Source organism: Orenia marismortui DSM 5156, assembly GCF_000379025.1.
Lineage (GTDB): Bacteria > Bacillota > Halanaerobiia > Halobacteroidales > Halobacteroidaceae > Orenia > Orenia marismortui.
The window spans coordinates 111,796-129,749 of the sequence record NZ_KB900619.1 but is presented as its reverse complement, the minus strand read 5'-3'; the positions used below and the strand labels follow the sequence as shown (position 1 = coordinate 129,749).

General features: G+C 27.7%; 8 protein-coding genes and 1 pseudogene. All 9 read left to right on the top strand.

Translation table 11 applies throughout. From position 1 onward, the window contains the following. Positions 1-83: 83 nt before the first annotated feature. The 9 genes and pseudogenes from OREMA_RS0108875 (at position 84) to OREMA_RS0108840 (ending at position 17,942) form a co-directional block, all read left to right on the top strand. Positions 84-3,245, top strand: a complete 3,162-nt coding sequence (locus OREMA_RS0108875; RefSeq protein WP_018248920.1) for a BTAD domain-containing putative transcriptional regulator — start codon at positions 84-86, stop codon at positions 3,243-3,245. A gap of 39 nt (positions 3,246-3,284) precedes the next feature. After that, positions 3,285-6,449 (top strand): BTAD domain-containing putative transcriptional regulator, encoded by a 3,165-nt coding sequence (locus tag OREMA_RS0108870; RefSeq protein WP_018248919.1) that lies wholly within the window; start codon positions 3,285-3,287, stop codon positions 6,447-6,449. 204 nt (positions 6,450-6,653) lie between these two features. Continuing rightward, the gene (locus OREMA_RS0108865; protein WP_018248917.1) at positions 6,654-9,809 is read left to right on the top strand and encodes a BTAD domain-containing putative transcriptional regulator; all 3,156 of its coding nucleotides are present in this window, start codon (positions 6,654-6,656) and stop codon (positions 9,807-9,809) included. Between the two features lie 856 nt (positions 9,810-10,665). Next, positions 10,666-11,208, top strand: coding sequence for a PAS domain-containing protein (locus tag OREMA_RS17525; RefSeq protein WP_018248916.1), 543 nt, complete (start codon positions 10,666-10,668; stop codon positions 11,206-11,208). A gap of 26 nt (positions 11,209-11,234) precedes the next feature. After that, positions 11,235-11,402, top strand: a pseudogene (locus tag OREMA_RS19380) (hypothetical protein); the annotation flags it as partial. Further along, on the top strand, positions 11,388-12,743 hold the full coding sequence (locus tag OREMA_RS17520; protein WP_322785789.1) for a putative bifunctional diguanylate cyclase/phosphodiesterase: 1,356 nt from the start codon (positions 11,388-11,390) through the stop codon (positions 12,741-12,743). The pseudogene OREMA_RS19380 and the gene OREMA_RS17520, both read left to right, overlap by 15 nt. Before the next feature lie 245 nt (positions 12,744-12,988). Further along, the gene (locus OREMA_RS0108855; RefSeq protein ID WP_018248914.1) at positions 12,989-16,150 is read left to right on the top strand and encodes a BTAD domain-containing putative transcriptional regulator; all 3,162 of its coding nucleotides are present in this window, start codon (positions 12,989-12,991) and stop codon (positions 16,148-16,150) included. Between the two features lie 194 nt (positions 16,151-16,344). Continuing rightward, the gene (locus tag OREMA_RS0108850) at positions 16,345-17,394 is read left to right on the top strand and encodes an IS30 family transposase (RefSeq protein WP_018248913.1); all 1,050 of its coding nucleotides are present in this window, start codon (positions 16,345-16,347) and stop codon (positions 17,392-17,394) included. Between the two features lie 347 nt (positions 17,395-17,741). After that, complete coding sequence (locus tag OREMA_RS0108840) at positions 17,742-17,942, top strand: aspartyl-phosphate phosphatase Spo0E family protein (protein ID WP_018248911.1); 201 nt, start codon at positions 17,742-17,744, stop codon at positions 17,940-17,942. The last annotated feature ends 12 nt before the right edge of the window (positions 17,943-17,954 follow it).

Genomic DNA, 17,954 nt, shown 5'->3' with positions numbered 1-17,954 from the left:
ACGTAATTAATATATTTATTCTAAGCTGATAGAATTGTGTCTGGTTAAAGATATAATTTGCTAATAAAAGTAGGAGGTATAATTTGATAGACAATAAATTAATTTTGAAGTCACAATATATATTACCTAAGATTAAGAATAAGGTATGGAAGAATAAAAAACTATGGTTGAAGTATAGCTTTATTAAAGAATTTCCAATTACAATTATTAGAGGGAGATTAGGTACTGGAAAGACAACTACTTTATTGGATTATTTAGAAAAGAATTGGGATCAAGAACTTTATTATTATAGTATTAAAGAAGATAATGTAGATGAAATTAATTTTTGTCTTAATATCTTAGAGTGCTTAAAATATAATAATAGTCATCAAAGAGAGAAACTAAATAATCTGATTCAAAAATTTAACAAAGAAAAGCTTAGCTTAGATAGATTACTTAAATTATTAAATACTTTGATTGATAAAGAATTTATTGATCAAAGTATTTTTGTGATTGATAATTTTGATAAAGTTTCGGCAAATGAAAATATATTAAAATTATTAGGTAAATTTATAGAAGCTTTACCAGCATCTTTTCATCTAGTAGTGGTGAGTAGAAAGAAGGTTCCTTTAGCTAAATTGAGTTATTGGAAGGTAGTTGGAAAGTTATTTGAGGTTAAAGAAGAAGATTTTCTATTAAATAATCAAGAAGTAGAGAATTTTTTGGCTAGTACCTATAATCTTCTTTTATCGGCCAATAAGCTAAAAAAGCTAAATAAGTGGGCAGAAGGTTGGATAGCAGCAATAGATTTAGTAGCAAGAAGGCTTAAGAAAGGTGAGGATTTTGAAGACTGCTTTAATAAGAACACCTCAAAATTAATTTTTGATTATTTTCAATATGACTTAGTAGATGATTTAGAGGAAGAAGCTGTCTACAATGATTTTTTAAGTAAGACTAGGGTTTTAAAAGACTTGGATGTTAGAATATGCAATCAACTTTTAGAAATAAATAATAGTCAACAATTATTAGAAGAGTTAATTGATAAGGGTTGTTTTATTGAAAGAATAGAGCAAGGAGAATATCGATATCATAATATTTTTCATTCTTTTTTAGAAAATTACTTTGTTAATAGTTATAACGAGCAAGATCTACATATTAAGGCTAAGGATATTTATCTTAAGGAAGATAATTTAGAGAAATTAATCTATCATAGTATGAGATTAGAGCGAGAAGAGGACCTTGTTGAGTTATTGCAAGTTAAAGAAGAATTCTTTAAGCAAAAATTAGATTTTCTAGAGAAAGTTTTAGAATTTTTATCTGAAGATATTTTTAATAAGTATCCTATCCTATACATTTATAAAGGTGATTTATTATTTAATAAAGGAAGAATTAAGCTTGCTTTAAAAAGTTATCAAAAAGCAGAAAATAACTCTGTTGAGCTTGAAGAAAGAATTGAAATAATATTTAGGCTGGCTAAATATTATATATTCTTTACATCAAATAAGTTAAAAGGATATTTAGATAAACTAGATAATTATAAAGATCACTTTAGCCAGTCTCAGGAGAAGAAATTTCTTTCTTATAAGGCTGGTTATTATATTTATAATGGCAAGGTCAACAAAGCAAAGGAAGTATTAAAATCATTAGATCATGATCATAGTTTTCACTTTGAAGCTAAGATACATCTCAATGCAATTAAAGGAAAATTTATCGCTTTAGACACTGCTTTTCTAGACTTAGAAATAGATGATTTTAGCTGTGTTTTCTTATATACTTATTTTGTTCCTATATTTTATTTTTTATCAACAGGAGAGATATTAAAAGCAGAAAAGTATATTTTAGAGGGTATAAGATCAGATAATTTAGTTATTAAGAGTTTAAAAGATTATTTTCTATTAAATATTAGTGAATTTTTAGATTTTTATGATTTAAATATAGTAAAGAATAAGTATTTATCTTTAATAGAAAAATTAGATAAATTATCTTTCGGTATTCCTTGGTTTAGATTTCAGTTATTATATAAATTAAGTTTATGGGAAGCATTTTATGGTATTATAGAAGATGGTTTAAAATATGCTGCTAAAGGTTTAAAGGACAGTTTTGATAATAATAATAATTTAGGGAAGTGTACATTTTTGAGATGTATGGGAGTTAATTTATATTTCAAGAATGATTTTAAGAAAGCAAAGATATTTTTTAAGAAGAGTATTAATGTTGCTAAAATTATAAATAGTAAAATTCATCTCTTCTATGCTTTATTATGGTCAGCTTTATCAGAGTATAAAAGTGATAATATTAAAGTTTTTAAAGATGTTTTTCAAAAAGCTCTTAAGCTTGCAAAAGAAGAAGGCTATGATAACATCTTTTTGAGAGCTACTTTATTTGGGGTTAGAGATCCTAACTTATTACTTCCACTATTATTAGCAGGAAGAAAGTTTAATTTAGAGGTAGATTATATTAATCAATTATTAGAAAAGATTGATGCCAAAGGTATAGAAGAATCTCCTGGCTATGGATTAAAGATAGAATCCTTTGGTGGTTTAAAATTATATCGTGGAAGAGAAGAGGTTAAAGAAAGTCAATGGAAAAGAAAAAAAGCCAAGGAATTGTTTGAATTATTGTTAGTTAATTCAAACTCGATGATCCATCGTAATCAGATCTCTTCTTTACTCTGGCCTAATAAGGCTCAAGAAGATGCTGAAAATATCTTTTATGTTACCTTAAATTCACTAAATAAGGTCTTAGAACCAGAGAGAGAATCGGATCAAGATAGTTATTTTATTGAAAGTAATGGTAGTTATTATGGATTAAATAATAGTTTTAGGTATAGTTATGATGTTGAATTATTTGAAGAATTTATAAGCAGGGGAAGATCTTGCAAAGAGGAGATAGTTAGGATTAGTTATTATCAAAGGGCTATTGACCTTTATAAAGGAGATTATATTAGGGATTGTTTGCACCTTGATTTCGTAAATCAAGAAAGAGATAGGTTAAAGATATTATTTTTGAATATCTGTAGTGAGTTATTGCTTTACTATTGTAAAGGGGATAAGTATAGAAAGACTATTAAAATTGCAGATAAGATCTTAGATATTGATAATTATTATGAAGATGCATATTTTCATAAGATTAAGTCTTACTATAAATTGGGTTTAAGGAATTTTGCAATTGAAACTTATAGAGAATATAAAGATATTATAAGCAATGAATTAAATATTACGATAGATAAAAGAATAGAGGATTATTACAAATTAATTACAAATTAATGTAAAAGGCTTTAATATAGCTATAATGGTGGTGGTTAAGTGAATGGGCTAAGCATTGATTTTAAATCAGAGTTATCAAAATTTACTTTTAGTGAATGGCATAATAGTGATATCTATAATAAATATAATGGGATTGAAGACTATCCTCTTACAGTTATTCAAGCTAAAGTCGGTTCTGGAAAGAGGAAGTGTCTATTAACTTACTTTCAAAAAAAAGGTATAGAGAGAGTAAGCTGGTATTTGATAGATAATAAAACTAATTTACATTCTTTTTGGATAGATTTTATTAATGCTATCAAAGTAGATAATAACTTTATTAAGAGAAAGAAGAAACTATTAGCTGAGTTATCTAAAAATAATTTAGATATTAAAGTATTTATCCAAAAGTTAAGTAATGCTTTTGTTGATTGTTTAGCTGATGATATCTTTATTGTTTTTGATTATTTAGATTTGCTAAATAATAAAGTTATTATAGAATCATTGAATTTATTTGTGGAATGGATTCCTGATAATATTCATTTAGTGTTTATTACTAGAAAGGTTATTAATTGGCCTAAAGTATCAATTGGAATTATTAAAGATAAGGTACAAGTAATTGATGAAGAGAATTTCGCTTTAGATCAGAAACAGTTAGATAAGTTATTGATAAGGGAGTATAATCTTTCACTTTCTCCATCAAATTTAAAGGAGTTTTATCTAAAGACTGAAGGGTGGCTATTGGCAGTAGATTTATTGGCTAAGAATCTCCAAACTAAGAAGAATTTAGATTTAATTATTGAAGGTAGAGATGTATTTAAGGTTATATTTGATTATTTTGAAGAAGAGTTATCTGGAGACTTTGCAGCGGATAATCCTTTGTTAGTAGAATTTTTAATTAAGACATCGATCTTAGATGAGTTAGACTTAAAAATATGTAATTTAATGCTAGGCATAAGTAATAGCCAGGAACTTTTAGAAAGATTAAATTCTGAATGTAGCTTTGTTAAAGAAATTTCTGAAGGGAGATATAAATATAATAATATATTAAGGAGCTTTTTAAAATCAATGGCCAAAGATCTTTATGATTATGAAGCTTTAGAAAAAGAAGCTAGAAATGCTTATGCTGAGTTTGATGATATTCAAGGAATGTTTTATCACACCTCTAACTTTAATAAACAAGAGGTTTTTGATTTAATAGTTGACAATTCTGATTATTTAATAGAGAAGGAAAGTGATCTTTTAAGAAATTTATTTAAGAATAAGGTATCTAAGGATACCTTATTGAAGAATCCATATTTGTTTTTGGTCAAGGGTTGCTTGAATTTCAATAATTTAAATATAAAGAAAGCAATGTGCAATTATCAATATGGACTAGATATTTTTAGAGAAGGTCAAGATATAGAAGGTATAATTAAGGCTTTGCAGAAGATGATCAAGTTATTGATATTTACTAATTCTAATAAATCTATAGATTATATGAAGGATTTAGATAAGTATAAGACTTTCTTTTCTCAAGCTGATCGACAACAGTATAAAAAGTTTAATATTTTAATTAAAGTAATTACAAGTGATCTAATAGAAGTAGAGGAAGAAGCGCTAGATATTGATGTAGAGAGTAATGTTCTTCAAGAGATAAAGGCCCATATATCTTTTATTAGAGGTGATTTGCATAAAATAGAATTATACTTAGATCAGGATAATAGAAGAAAAATTATTGATTATCATTTCTATAATACGATTGTTTTCTCAGCATTAATTAATATACTTAAAGGTAATATGTACAAGTTACAAAATTATATATTAAATGGTTTTATAAAAGCTAATATTTTTGTTGATAAATTTGGAGATTTCTATTTGATACAGTCCTTTCTATTAGCTCCTTTTATTAAAATAGATCTAAAAAAAATGTATATGGAATTATTAAAAGAAAATAATGAAAATTTATTTGTGGGAAATTCTTTTCATAGATTTCATTCACTGATGTATTTAATAGTTTGGGATTTATTTAATGGAGATATTAAATTAGCTATCTCATATTCAAAGGAAGGTTTAGAACATGCTAGGAAACGAAATGATCTATTTTTTATCAGTATATTTAAGTATTACACAGCTATTTCTTATTATTTCAATGGCAATATAGATAAAGCTGAAAGGCTATTGATAGATATCAGAGATGAGTTCTCTGAATTAAATAACAATTTGTTCTTATGTAGGCCTTTAGCTTGGTTATCATTGATTAATTATAAGAAAGGCAATAATGATCTGTTTAAAGATACAGCAAGAGAATTATTCAAAATATGTAGAAGAAAGAAGTTTGACTTTCTATTCTTACAGAAAAATTTTACGTTAACTGCAGACCCTAATCTATTTCTGCCAATACTATTAAAGGCAAAAGCAGCAGGAATAGAGGTGGAGTATATTGATAAATTATTCTCTAAGATGAATATAGGAGAAATAGATCATGCACCGGGATATGTAATTAAGATAGAGGCTTTAGGAGGATTTAAGGTTTATCGTGGTAATGAAGAAATTAAGGAGCAAGAGTGGAAGAGGAAGAAGGCCAAAGAGCTGCTTAAGATATTCTTGCTTAATTATGGTAAGCTATTATCTAGAGAATTAATCTGTACTGAATTATGGCCTGACAAGGGTGAAGATAAGGTTAAGCTTAATTTTTCAGTAACATTAAGTAGTTTGAATAAAGTATTAGAACCAAATCGAAAGAGAGGAGAATTACCTTTCTTTATTAGAAAAGATGGCAACTTATATGGAATTTCTAATACTTTTTCTACTTTATATGATGTTTCTTTTTTTGAAGAACTAATTGATAAAGCAAAAGAATCTAAAGCGGAAGTAATAAGAATAAACTATTACAAACAAGCTATAAATCTATATCAAGATGATTTTCTAAATGAGGATCAGGATAATTTTAAAATAATTAAAGAGAGAAAGAGGTTGAAGAGACTATATCTAGAGATATGCCATCAGGTTATGGAATATGAGTATAAAAGAGAAAACTATGGTATTAGTATTACTATTGCTAATAAGATTTTAGCGGTAAATTCCCTTTATGAGAGTGCTTACTTATATAAGATGAAATCATATAAGCAGTTAGGATTAATTAGTTTAGCGATTGAAGTTTATGAAGAATGTAAAGATAATCTGTTAAATTGCCTAAGTATCAAACCAAATTCTGAAATAGAAGAATATTATAAATTAATAAAGTAATTAAGAAGGGCTATATAGCTCTTCTTCTTTATTTGTAGCTATAAAATTATTTTTGTAATTATTATGTAAGTAAGATATATTATTATATAAATGAGATTATTATAAAATTTTCTATAGCTATGATAATATTAATTAGAAATATAATGATTTTTAGAACTATTAATAAAGGAGCAGTATTATTGTTTTATACTATTGGAGGGAGTAATGAATAATACAAATAAGTATTTTATAAGGCCTAATTATCACTTTAATAAATGGTATGATAAAGATTTACATAATAAATATACTAAGATCAAGAGTTATCCTTTGACGATTATTAAAGGAGGAATTGGAACTGGGAAGTCAAGTAGTTTGTCTAATTTTATAACCAATAATTTTAGTAAGGAATTTATTTGGCTTAATTTGAGTGATGACATTGAATTAAATACTAAGCTCTTCTGGAAATTGATCATTAAAGCAACTATTTTTTATAATGATAATTTAGAAGGAGATATGGAAGAGATTATAAATGACTGTGAGCAAGGTCAATTAAATATTAGGGATATAATCAATGATTTAGTAGAAGTAATCTTTAATAACTTTAACAATGATCTATTATTAGTAATTGATAACTTTGAAATAATTGCTGATAATCAAGAGATAATTAATAGTTTGAGTTATTTTATAAATTTAATGCCTAGTTCTTTTCATTTAGTACTGATCTCAAGAGAAGACCTCTGTTTTCCACAATTAGATAGATGGAATGTTATAGGGCGAGCGCAGTTTATTAAAGAGGATGAATTTATTCTAGATCAAGGAGAGTTAAAGGAGTTATTATTGTTAGAGTATAATTTAGATTTCTCAAAATCTGAGCTAGAGCAGATATATAATAAGAGTGAAGGCTGGCTGTTAGCAGTTGATATTATTGCGAAGGCTTATGATGGAGATAATATAGAAGAATTTCTTAATGACTATAGTAACTTTGAAGTATTAGATACTTATTTTAGTTATCAAGTACTTGGAAAATTAGATGATAAAAGTTTAATTGAGTTTTTATTGAGGACCTCTCTGTTAAGAGAATTGGATATTGAGATTTGTAATCATTTCTTGAAGATAGATAATAGTCAAGAGATTATAAATTTTATCAATGATAAGTTTGGGCTAGTAAAGAAGATAGATCAAGAAAGCTATCGTTATTATAGTTTGTTTAGAGATTTCTTAAAGGATAAATTTAAACAGCTTTATAGTGAATTTGATTATAGTGATTTAATAGATACTTATTTAGAATTAGGGATGATTAAAGAAGCGATTTATTATTGCTGTGAAGCTAATCATAAAGATAAATTATTTGATATTATGGCAAAAAATGAAGAAAAATTAATCTACAAAGAATATAGAGTCTTAAGAGAAGTTTTTACTTATTTGGATGAAGAAGATTTTGATGATAACCCTATTCTCTACCTCTATCAAGGTAATTTATACTTGTCAAAAAATGATCCATATCAATCTTTAGCTAAATATCAGCAAGCAGAAGATTTATTTCGCAGAAGTGGAGATAGAAAGCATTTAAAGAGAGCTCTTTTTAAAGTTGCTAAAGTTTATGCTTTTTTTAATTCCAATAAGCTTTTAGATTATGTAGAAGAGTTAATGGAATTTGAAGGTCAACTATCAGAATTTGAAGGAGAAAAGTTGATTTATTTAAGAGTAATCTCAAATATTATTAGGGGAGATAATAAGAAGGCAACAGAGTTAATTGCTAAGTTGGAAGGTAGTAAGTATTATAATGAATTATTAGCTAATTTATTATTTACTAAGGGTAAATTTAGAAGTGCTAAAAAAGTGTTAAATCAGATTGATAAACCTATTGAAGAGCTATATACTTATACTACTTTATTAATACCTATTTTTCTAAATTTCTTTTTAGGGAATTTTTATGAAGTTCAAGAATATATTTTAAAGCAGCTAGAAAAGGACAATTATATAATTAAATTATTTGCTGAGTATTATTTGGCACAGGTATCTGAGTTCTTCTATATTGAGCCAAGAGAAGAATTAAAAGAATTCTATTTGAATAAATTAAGTAGGATTGATAGTTGTCCTTATCAAGCATCTTGGTATAGAGTGGAACTATTAAAAACTATAGTCTCTTGTGAAGTCTCTTATGGTAGCTTAGAGAAGGTACTAGAGTATAGTGAGTTAGGTTTAGAATTTGCTGAAAAGAGAAAAGATAAGCTTTATATAGGATTATTCAATCAAGATATTGCAATGAAATATTATTATGAAAGGGATTTAGAAAGATCTTTAAAGTTATTTAAAGTTTCTATTGAAAATTTTGATGTTGCTGATAATGACTTTCTAGTAGCTCATTCATTATTATTAATTTCAGCAGTTTATTATGCGAAAGGGGAAAATAATAATTTTATTAATTATATTAATAAGAGCTTAAGCATTGCTAAAGAAGAAAAGTACGACTTTTTATTTATAAGCTCAAATTATTTACTGCCAAAGGATGCAAATGAGTTTATTCCCTTATTACTTGAAGCCAGAAAGCAAGGTGTGGAGGTTGATTATATCAACCGACTCCTAGATCAAGTTGATCTAAGTGAGCTAGATCAGGCCCCAGGATATTCATTAAAGATTAAAGCCTTTGGACGGCTTAAGATCTATAGAGGAAATCAGTTAATTGATGAGAGTAAATGGGTTCGTAAAAAATCTAAAGATTTATTCAAACTCTTTTTGGTTCATCGTGGTGATTTTCTTTCTAAGGATCAGATCTGTCAGATATTATATCCAGATCTTGAGCAAGCAGATGCTTATCGGAGTTTTTCAGTTAATCTATCTTGTTTAAATAAGGTTTTAAATCCAAATAGAGAAGCTGGAGAGAAACCTTACTTTATTATAAAAGATAGAGATAATTATGGCTTGGTTAATAATTTTACTTATCGATCTGATGTAGACATATTTGGGGAATTAATTGAGAGAGGTAAGCAAGCTGATAGTAAGTTAATAAAGATAAAATACTATCAACAGGCTCTAGATATTTATGAAGGGGACTTTATTGTTGGAGATTTATATGATCAAGAGATAATTAAAGAGAGAAAGAAGTTACAACAGATGTATTTGGAGATAAGTTATGATCTCATTGCTTATTATTATCAGAATGGTGATTATAATGAATCTATAGAATTAGCAGATAGAGCTTTAGAGTTGGATAAGTACTATGAAGCTGCTTATTTATATAAGATGAAGTCTTATAATCAACTTAATCTTCGTAGCTATGCAATTAAGACTTATCAAAGATGTAAAGAAATTTTAGCAGAGGAATTGAATATATCACCTAATCAAGAGATAGAAGGATACTATCAAGAGATAACACTCTAAAAGAGCCTGAATAGGCTCTTTTTGTTATTTTGTAAATAAAAAGTTTTAATTTGGGTGTAAAGTTGCAGTAAGGAATAACTAGTTAACTTATTTACTCCTTACTTATCCATGATCATTATTTAATGAAGTCTACTAATCTTTAGCTAATATATGATCTTTAGGAGTAAAAGTTGACACTAAAAAAAATAAGCAAAGAAGAAAAACTCAAAATTCGACAAGAAATACATAAATAATCTTGACAATGATGGAAAGTAGTAGTATAATTTAATCAAGAACGATAACTATTATCGTTTGGATTCCAATTTAAATAGTCTTCCAATCTATAATTTATATTAGATTAGTTGACTAAACCTCCCTACTAATAAAATTTTTAGTACTAGTGATTATAAAAAGAGCTATAGAAGGAATATTTTAATAGATTTAACAGGGATAAAATTTAATATTTGATATTTTAAGCATCAAAATATTTACTTATTATTAAAGTAGAGATTTAACAAAAATTGAAGTTAATGAAGATTTTTCATTATAGGAGAAATTGCTTAAGTATGTGTGTAGGAATATTTAGGAAAACTTATCAATCAGCATATTTAAAAAGATTTGAATTAAAATAAGATTATCAAATTTAGTTTACATCTAATAATCTATGAACTAGTATTTATGGAAGATAAGGTCTAGGATTTTTCCTGGGCCTTATTTTTATTTTGACAATATGGTTTAGAATAATCTGGTCAATATGGTTTAAAATCACATTGAAAACAATGGTTGAGTTAAAGGTTGAATTTAAATATCAGAAATTTTATGGTATTAATATAGATTAAAATTATAATATTTGCACACGAGAAAGAGGTGGGATCTGATGAAGAAGGATAAGAAGTTTAGAAGTATAAGTAATATGAGAGAATGTATCCTTTTTTTAAGGCAGGAAAATATGACTTACAGAGATTTAATAGCATCAATTCCTCAACCAATCTTAATTCACCAAAAGAAGAAAATTCTATATGCTAATAAATTAGCTCTAGATACTTTGGGAGTCAAATCTTTAGAAGATATAATTTGTAGGTCGGTATTTGATTTTATATCAGCAGATTATAATCAAGTGCTAATAGATAGGATAAATGAGGTATATGATGATGGGGATTTAGATTGGCACGAGATAGAGATTGATAGAGCTGATGGTGATAAGGCATTAGTAGAGTTAGCTTGTCAAATTACTAATATTTCAGGTGATGAAGTGATTATTACAGTATTTAAAGATATTACAGAAAGAAAAGAGATAGAGAATAGTATTAAAGAGAATAAAGAACGTTTTCAATCTTTATTTGAATATAATCCTGATTCAGTATTTGCCTCTGATTCTGATGGTAATTTACCTCAGTTAACTCTGCTTCACAAAAGTTAACTGGATATAATCAAGAAGAACTATTAAAGATGAGTTTTGAAGATTTAGTCTTTGAAGAGGAATGTAAGGAAGTATGGGGCTATTATCAGAAAGCCCTTAATGGAGAAGCACAAAGTTTTGAATGTCGTATTTTAAATAAGGAGAATAAAAGTTTAGATTTAGCTGTGAAGGTCTTTCCTATGAAAGCTAATAATGAGCTAGTGGGTGTTTACGGTATAGCCAAGGATATTACAGAAGAGAAAGATATGAAGGATAAGATTGAGTATATTGCAAATCATGACCAGTTAACTGGATTGCCCAATAGATATTATATCTATAATTATATTGAAGAGTTGATATCTAAAGCTGAGATAAAGAACTTTAATATTTTATTTATTGATTTAGATAGATTTAAATTAATCAATGATACTCTAGGCCATAATACAGGCGATATCTTTCTTGAGCAAGTAGCAAAACGGTTAAAGAGTTCAGTTAGAAAGAAGGATATTGTAGCACGATTAGGTGGAGATGAATTTATTATTCTAATGGAAGAAGAATCTAAAGCTATAATAAAAAAAGTATCGCAAAGAATAATTGACAAGATTTCTTATCCCTTTATGGTAGGAGGAAATAGCATAGCTACTTCTGCTAGTATAGGGATTAGTAGCTATCCAGAAGGGGGAGAGGATTTAGAAGATTTACTAAAACATGCTGATATAGCCATGTATGAAGCTAAAAAGAGAGTAGGAGGAAATTATAAGTTTTATAATAGTGAAATAGAGAAGAGATATTATAATAAGATAGAGTTGGAGAATGATCTGAAAAAAGCCATCAGAAATGATGAACTATTTATGATCTATCAGCCCCAATTTGATTTAAGTACAGAGAAATTAACTGGAATTGAAGCCTTGATTAGATGGAAGCACCCTAGGAAAGGAATGATATCTCCAGTTGAGTTTATACCAATAGCAGAAGAGACAGGATTAATTGTTCCTATGGGTAAATGGATACTGCGTACAGTTTGTGAACAGAATAAAAGATGGCAAGATGCTGGTTTTGATCCTATTCGTGTAGCTGTTAATGTATCGATTAGACAGTTGCAAGAAGATGATTTTGTTGATAGTGTAAAAAAAGTAATTGAAGAAACATCTCTAAAACCGGAATTTTTGGAGATAGAGATAACAGAGAATATAATGAGAAATGTAAGTGACCTAAATCATAAATTAATTGCATTAAAAGAGATAGGTGTAACTGTTTCAATTGATGATTTTGGAACAGGATATTCATCATTGAATATTATAAGTGATCTACCGATTGATAGTCTCAAGATCGATAAGTCCTTTATTGATGGTCTAGTAACTAAAGCTAAAAAGCAGGTTTTAGCTAAGACTATTATTAATATGGGGAATAATTTAAACTTTAGTATCATAGCTGAAGGTATTGAAACTAGAGAACAATTATCTTTTTTGAGAAATAATAGTTGTAATATAGGTCAAGGATATCTCTTTTCTAAACCAGTAAGTGCTAAAGAGGTAGAAGAATATTTTTTGAATTAAATATGTTTATTAAACCACCTGAAAGGGTGGTTTTTTTGTGTTAGGAGTATTTTGTCGACTTATGTTTCTTTATGACAGTTCTCTTTAAATTCAATTTTGTAAAGCTTTTGTAAGTGATATGTAATAGTTATGAAAGCAATCTTTGTTATAATAAAAGTAGATAAATGTAGAAATTTGATGGTTATATATGTAAATTGTGTTTTTATTAGGATTGATTGTTAGAGAAAGTAGTGGGGAGGGTTAATATGATAAACAGAGCAGAGCTTTATTTGCCAGGAGGAAATAATCATTGGGAAAATAAGAAGATAATAGAAAATTTAAAGAAGATTCCAAGATATTCATTAACCCTAATTGAGGGTAAGTCGGGTTATGGAAAGACAAAGCAGGTAGCTAAATTTTTCCACAAGAATTACCCTAAGAGTAGTTATTGGTATAGTTTAAAGAGTAAAACGGGTATTTTTGAATTTTGGGAAAATATAGTATCATTTTTAGAGTTTGATTATGCGGATAAATTTGAAAGAGCTAAAAAGATCATAACTCAATTTAAAGCTGGTGAAATTCAGGGAGAAGAGTTTATAGAATCTTTAATTAAAGTATTAGCAGAACTTAAAAAAGATATATTTTTAATAGTTGATAATTTTGAGTTAATTTCTTTAAGTGATGATTTTTGCTGCTATTTCGAATTATTTATAGATATGTTAGAAAAGAATTTTCATTTAATAATTATCAATCAAGGCTATATTAATTATCCAAAGTTTGATTATTGGGAATTAATGGCTAAGGCAATGAAAATTGAAGATAGAGAATTTATACTAGATAGTTATCAGATTGAAGAGTTATTTTTATCAGAGTATAAGTTGTGCCTTTCAAAAAGTGAGATTAGACAGATCAAAGAGATTAGTGAAGGTTGGATTTTAGTTGTTGATTTGATTGCTAGGAGGATTAAAGAGGGAGTTGGGTTAGAGAAAATTTTGAATGATAAAGCCAGTTTTAAGGTGATATTTACTTATTTAAAGTATGAGGTTTTGGACAAATTATCAGGTGATCCAACTTTAAAAGAATTTCTTTTAAAGACATCAATTTTAAGAAACCTTAATACTGATATATGTAATAAATTATTAGAGATAGATAATAGTCAAGAGATAATTCAAGAACTGATCAATCGAGGAGTATTTATCTATAGAGAAGAAAAGAATATATTTCGATATCATAATATCTTTCAATCATTTTTAAGAGAAGAGGCCAATAACCTCTATGATATGAAATTTTCACAACAGAAAGTAAGAGAGGTATATGAAGATCTAAACTTTTATGAGGATTTAGCCTATCATGTTTTAGATACAGAAGAAGATAAAGAAATAATAAATTTAATCAATAAAAATTCCGATAGATGGTTAGCAAATGAAGAATTTAATCTATTAGAGAAGTGTTTAGATCATCTTCCAGAGGATAAGATAGCTTCAAATCCTAGATTGCTCATCTACCAAGGAGACCTTTATCTTAAGAAGGATGAAATTGATAATGCACTTAGAATCTATTTGCAGGCTGAAGATATGTTAGTGAATGAAGAGGATGAACTTATGATCAAGGTCTTATTTAAAATTGCTAAGATATATTCCTTTTTAATGTCTAGGAATTTGCTAGTATATATAGATAAGCTAAATAAATTTAAAGAATCTTTTTCTGTGGAGGAAAGAAGAGAGCTCTTATATTTAGAGATTATAGAGAATATTATAGATTCTAACTTAAAAGAAGCAGAGAAGAGACTAGCAGATAGTCAAGTTGAAGAAGAACTCTATAAGGAGTTAAAGGCATATATCTGTCTTATTAAGGGGAACTTCAGACAGTGCCAAGAATTAATTGACAGTCTAGAGCTAGAAGGAAAGAGCTTTTTTGATTGTAGATTATTTTATACTATCACTTTGCCAGTAGTGATTAGACTAATCAGGGGAGAGAAGTATGAGGCTTTAGAGTATATTTGGAATAAAAACTCAAATCGAGGTGAGCTGATAGAAGAATTTTTCAACTATTATCTGAGCAATGTTTATGAGTTCTTAGGGCTAGAAGGATATGAAGATTTGAAGAATAGTTATCTTAACTTCAAAGCTGTATTAGATAGCAAAAAACTCAATCTTTTCTGGCATGAGTTTGAATTAAGGGCTAAATCACTTCTTGCTGATTCTTTTTATGGAGAAGGTGGGCAGAGTATAGAGAGTTGTCTAAAAGATTTAAAGTTATTAGAGGAGAGAAACTATAAATTTTTAAGTAGTATGATTTCAAGGGTAATAGCTACTAGCTGTTACTTTAAAGGTGATAGAGAAAGTTGCTCTTATTATTTAGAGGAATCTAAAGATAAGTTAATGAGTTTAAATAATAGAATGTATTTGGCTTCAACCTTATTGTTGTTGGCATTAGTGAATTATAAAGATGAAAATAAAGAATCTTGTTATAAATATTTACAGCAAGGCTTAGAAATCATTAAAGAAGGGGGTTGTGAGGAATTACTAATTAAGTCTTCTATGCTTGGCTTTAGAGATCCAAATAGAATCATTCCGATGCTAATTGAAGCGAAGAAAAATAATATTGAAAGTGAATATATTAATAAAATATTGAAGAAGATTGATTTAGCTTCCTTTGATCGGGCTCCAGGATATTCATTGAAGATTAAGGCTTTTGGAAGATTAGAATTATATCGAGATAAATATAAAGTTGATTCAAGTGAATGGAAGCGGAAGAATGCTAAGGAATTATTTAAATTATTTCTAGTAAACTACGATAAGATGATTCCTAGAGATAGAATTTGTGATATATTATGGCCAGATAAAGATCAAAAATCTGCAGTTCATAGCTTTAATGTTAGTTTGAATAGTTTAAATAAGATTTTAGAGCCAGATAGAAAGTCTAGGACAGATAGTTATTTTATTGTTAAAAATGGATTATCTTATGGGCTATCTAATCAATTCTCCTATTTTTATGATGTTAAAACTTTTGAAGAATTAATAGAAAGAGGTAATAAGGCTAGAGATGAGATAATTAGGATGAATTATTATAAGAAGGCAGTTGACCTTTATCAAGGAGATTTCTTAGCTGGTGATCTTTATAGTGATTTTATTATAAGGGAGAGAGAACGCTTAGAGAATTTGTTTGTAGAAGTGGCTGATGAAGTATTGGCTTACTATTATGATAATCAAGAATATAAGGCTAATATTAATTTAGCTAATAGAATTTTGAAGATTGATAAATATTTTGAACGGGCTTATTTATATAAGATGAAGAGTTATGATCAGATTAATAGAAGAGAATTTGCTATTAAGACCTATCAAGTTTGCAAAAAAGTTTTAGAAGAAGATTTAAATATTAGTCCTAATAGTAATATAAAAAATTATTATCATTCAATTATCATTTAAAAAAGCACCTTTTGGTGCTTTTTATTTTCCATATTAAGTTCAATAGTTCTGAGTTTTATTAATATATTTTATTTAGGTTGATTGTATAATTAAATTGAACTAATAAAAAAATTAATAAAAAAATGCCCATAGTGGACCAAACTGTAATATAATTGAATCACCACAAAACAAAAAATTACAGGAGGGTGCACACTATGGACTACTTAAATGATACACCAAAATCCCGAAAAAATAAACACCTAAATGCTTATGAGCGTGGTCAAATTGCATTGTTACATTCCGAAGGAATGTCGCCTTATGCTATTGCAAAACGTCTAGGTAGAGCTTCTAATACAATTAGAAACGAGTTAAAGCGTGGTACAGTTTCCCAAATTAAAGGCAATAAAACTGTAGAGATTTACTTCCCTGACGCTGGTCAAAAAGTTTATGAATCTAATCGTAAAAATTGCGGACCGAAATTTAAGCTTTTAGAATGTGAAACATTCATTGATTATGTTATAGAGTTATTTTGCGAGCATAAACAATCTCTTGATTCTATTTGTGGTGCAGCAAAGCTGCATAACAAATTCTCAAAGTCAGAGATGGTATGCACTAAAACTCTATATAACTATATAGATCTTGGACTACTTCAGATTAGCAATATTGATTTGCCATTGAAGCTTAAACGTTCTTCAAAATCAAAATGTCTTAAGCGTAATAAAAAGAAACTTGGCACAAGTATCGATGAACGCCCTGAAAATATTAATGATCGCAGTGAATTTGGGCATTGGGAAATTGACACTGTTATTGGTAAAAAGAATAAAAATGATGAAGTTTTACTCACTATGACAGAGCGCATGACTCGTAAAGAAATCATTCGTAAAATTCCTGGTAAAACAGCTGAATCTGTTCAAAATGCTATATTAAAACTAATCAAAGACTCTGGAGAGCTTTTTTCTAATGTATTTAAAAGCTTTACCTGCGATAATGGCTCTGAATTTTCAGAGCTAGGTGTTATAGAAGAAATAGTTGATACAAAAGTATATTTTACTCATCCCTATTCATCATGGGAAAGAGGTACCAATGAACGTCATAATGGTCTCATAAGACGTTTTATACCTAAAGGCAGAAGTATAAGTGAATTCTCTATTGAATCTATTGCTAGAGTTCAAAACTGGTGTAATACTCTACCAAGAAAAATTTTAGGATACCTAACTCCTGATGAAGCTTTTGAAGATCAACTAAGAGAAATTCTATATAACTAATTAACCAAATTATTACAGTTTGAAACTAGTTCAATTTAATATTGCAATTTAAGTATATTTTATTTAATAAGTTTTAACTATTAAATTTACTTATTATCAGAATATTTTTTGAATTTTATTCTTTGTGACTTAATTGTAAGTTAATTGTGATTAATTAGATAGAATAGGGTGCTATAATTATGATAAAGATAGAAAAGCAAGTAATTCAAATAAAAGATGAGATAATATTTCTAATTATTAGATTTAGCTTAAGAGTTGAAAATATATATAATAGCCAAATTTTATAGCCCTCCTATTATTTCTACATTAATTTAAGATGATATAAAGAAGAGGGGTGAAGTTTATTTATGGCTACAAAAGATAGTGTTAGAAGAGAGGTTGATCTGTTAAAGGATAAGATGGTAACCCTTGCTATTAAAAAAGGGAATCTATTAGATGATGATGTACAAGCAATCAGCAGAGCTCTAGACCAAGAAATACTAAACTATATGAAGAGCTGTCAAATAAATAATGAAAATGATCATTTTAATATCTTTAATTATAAATAGAAGGGGTGATAG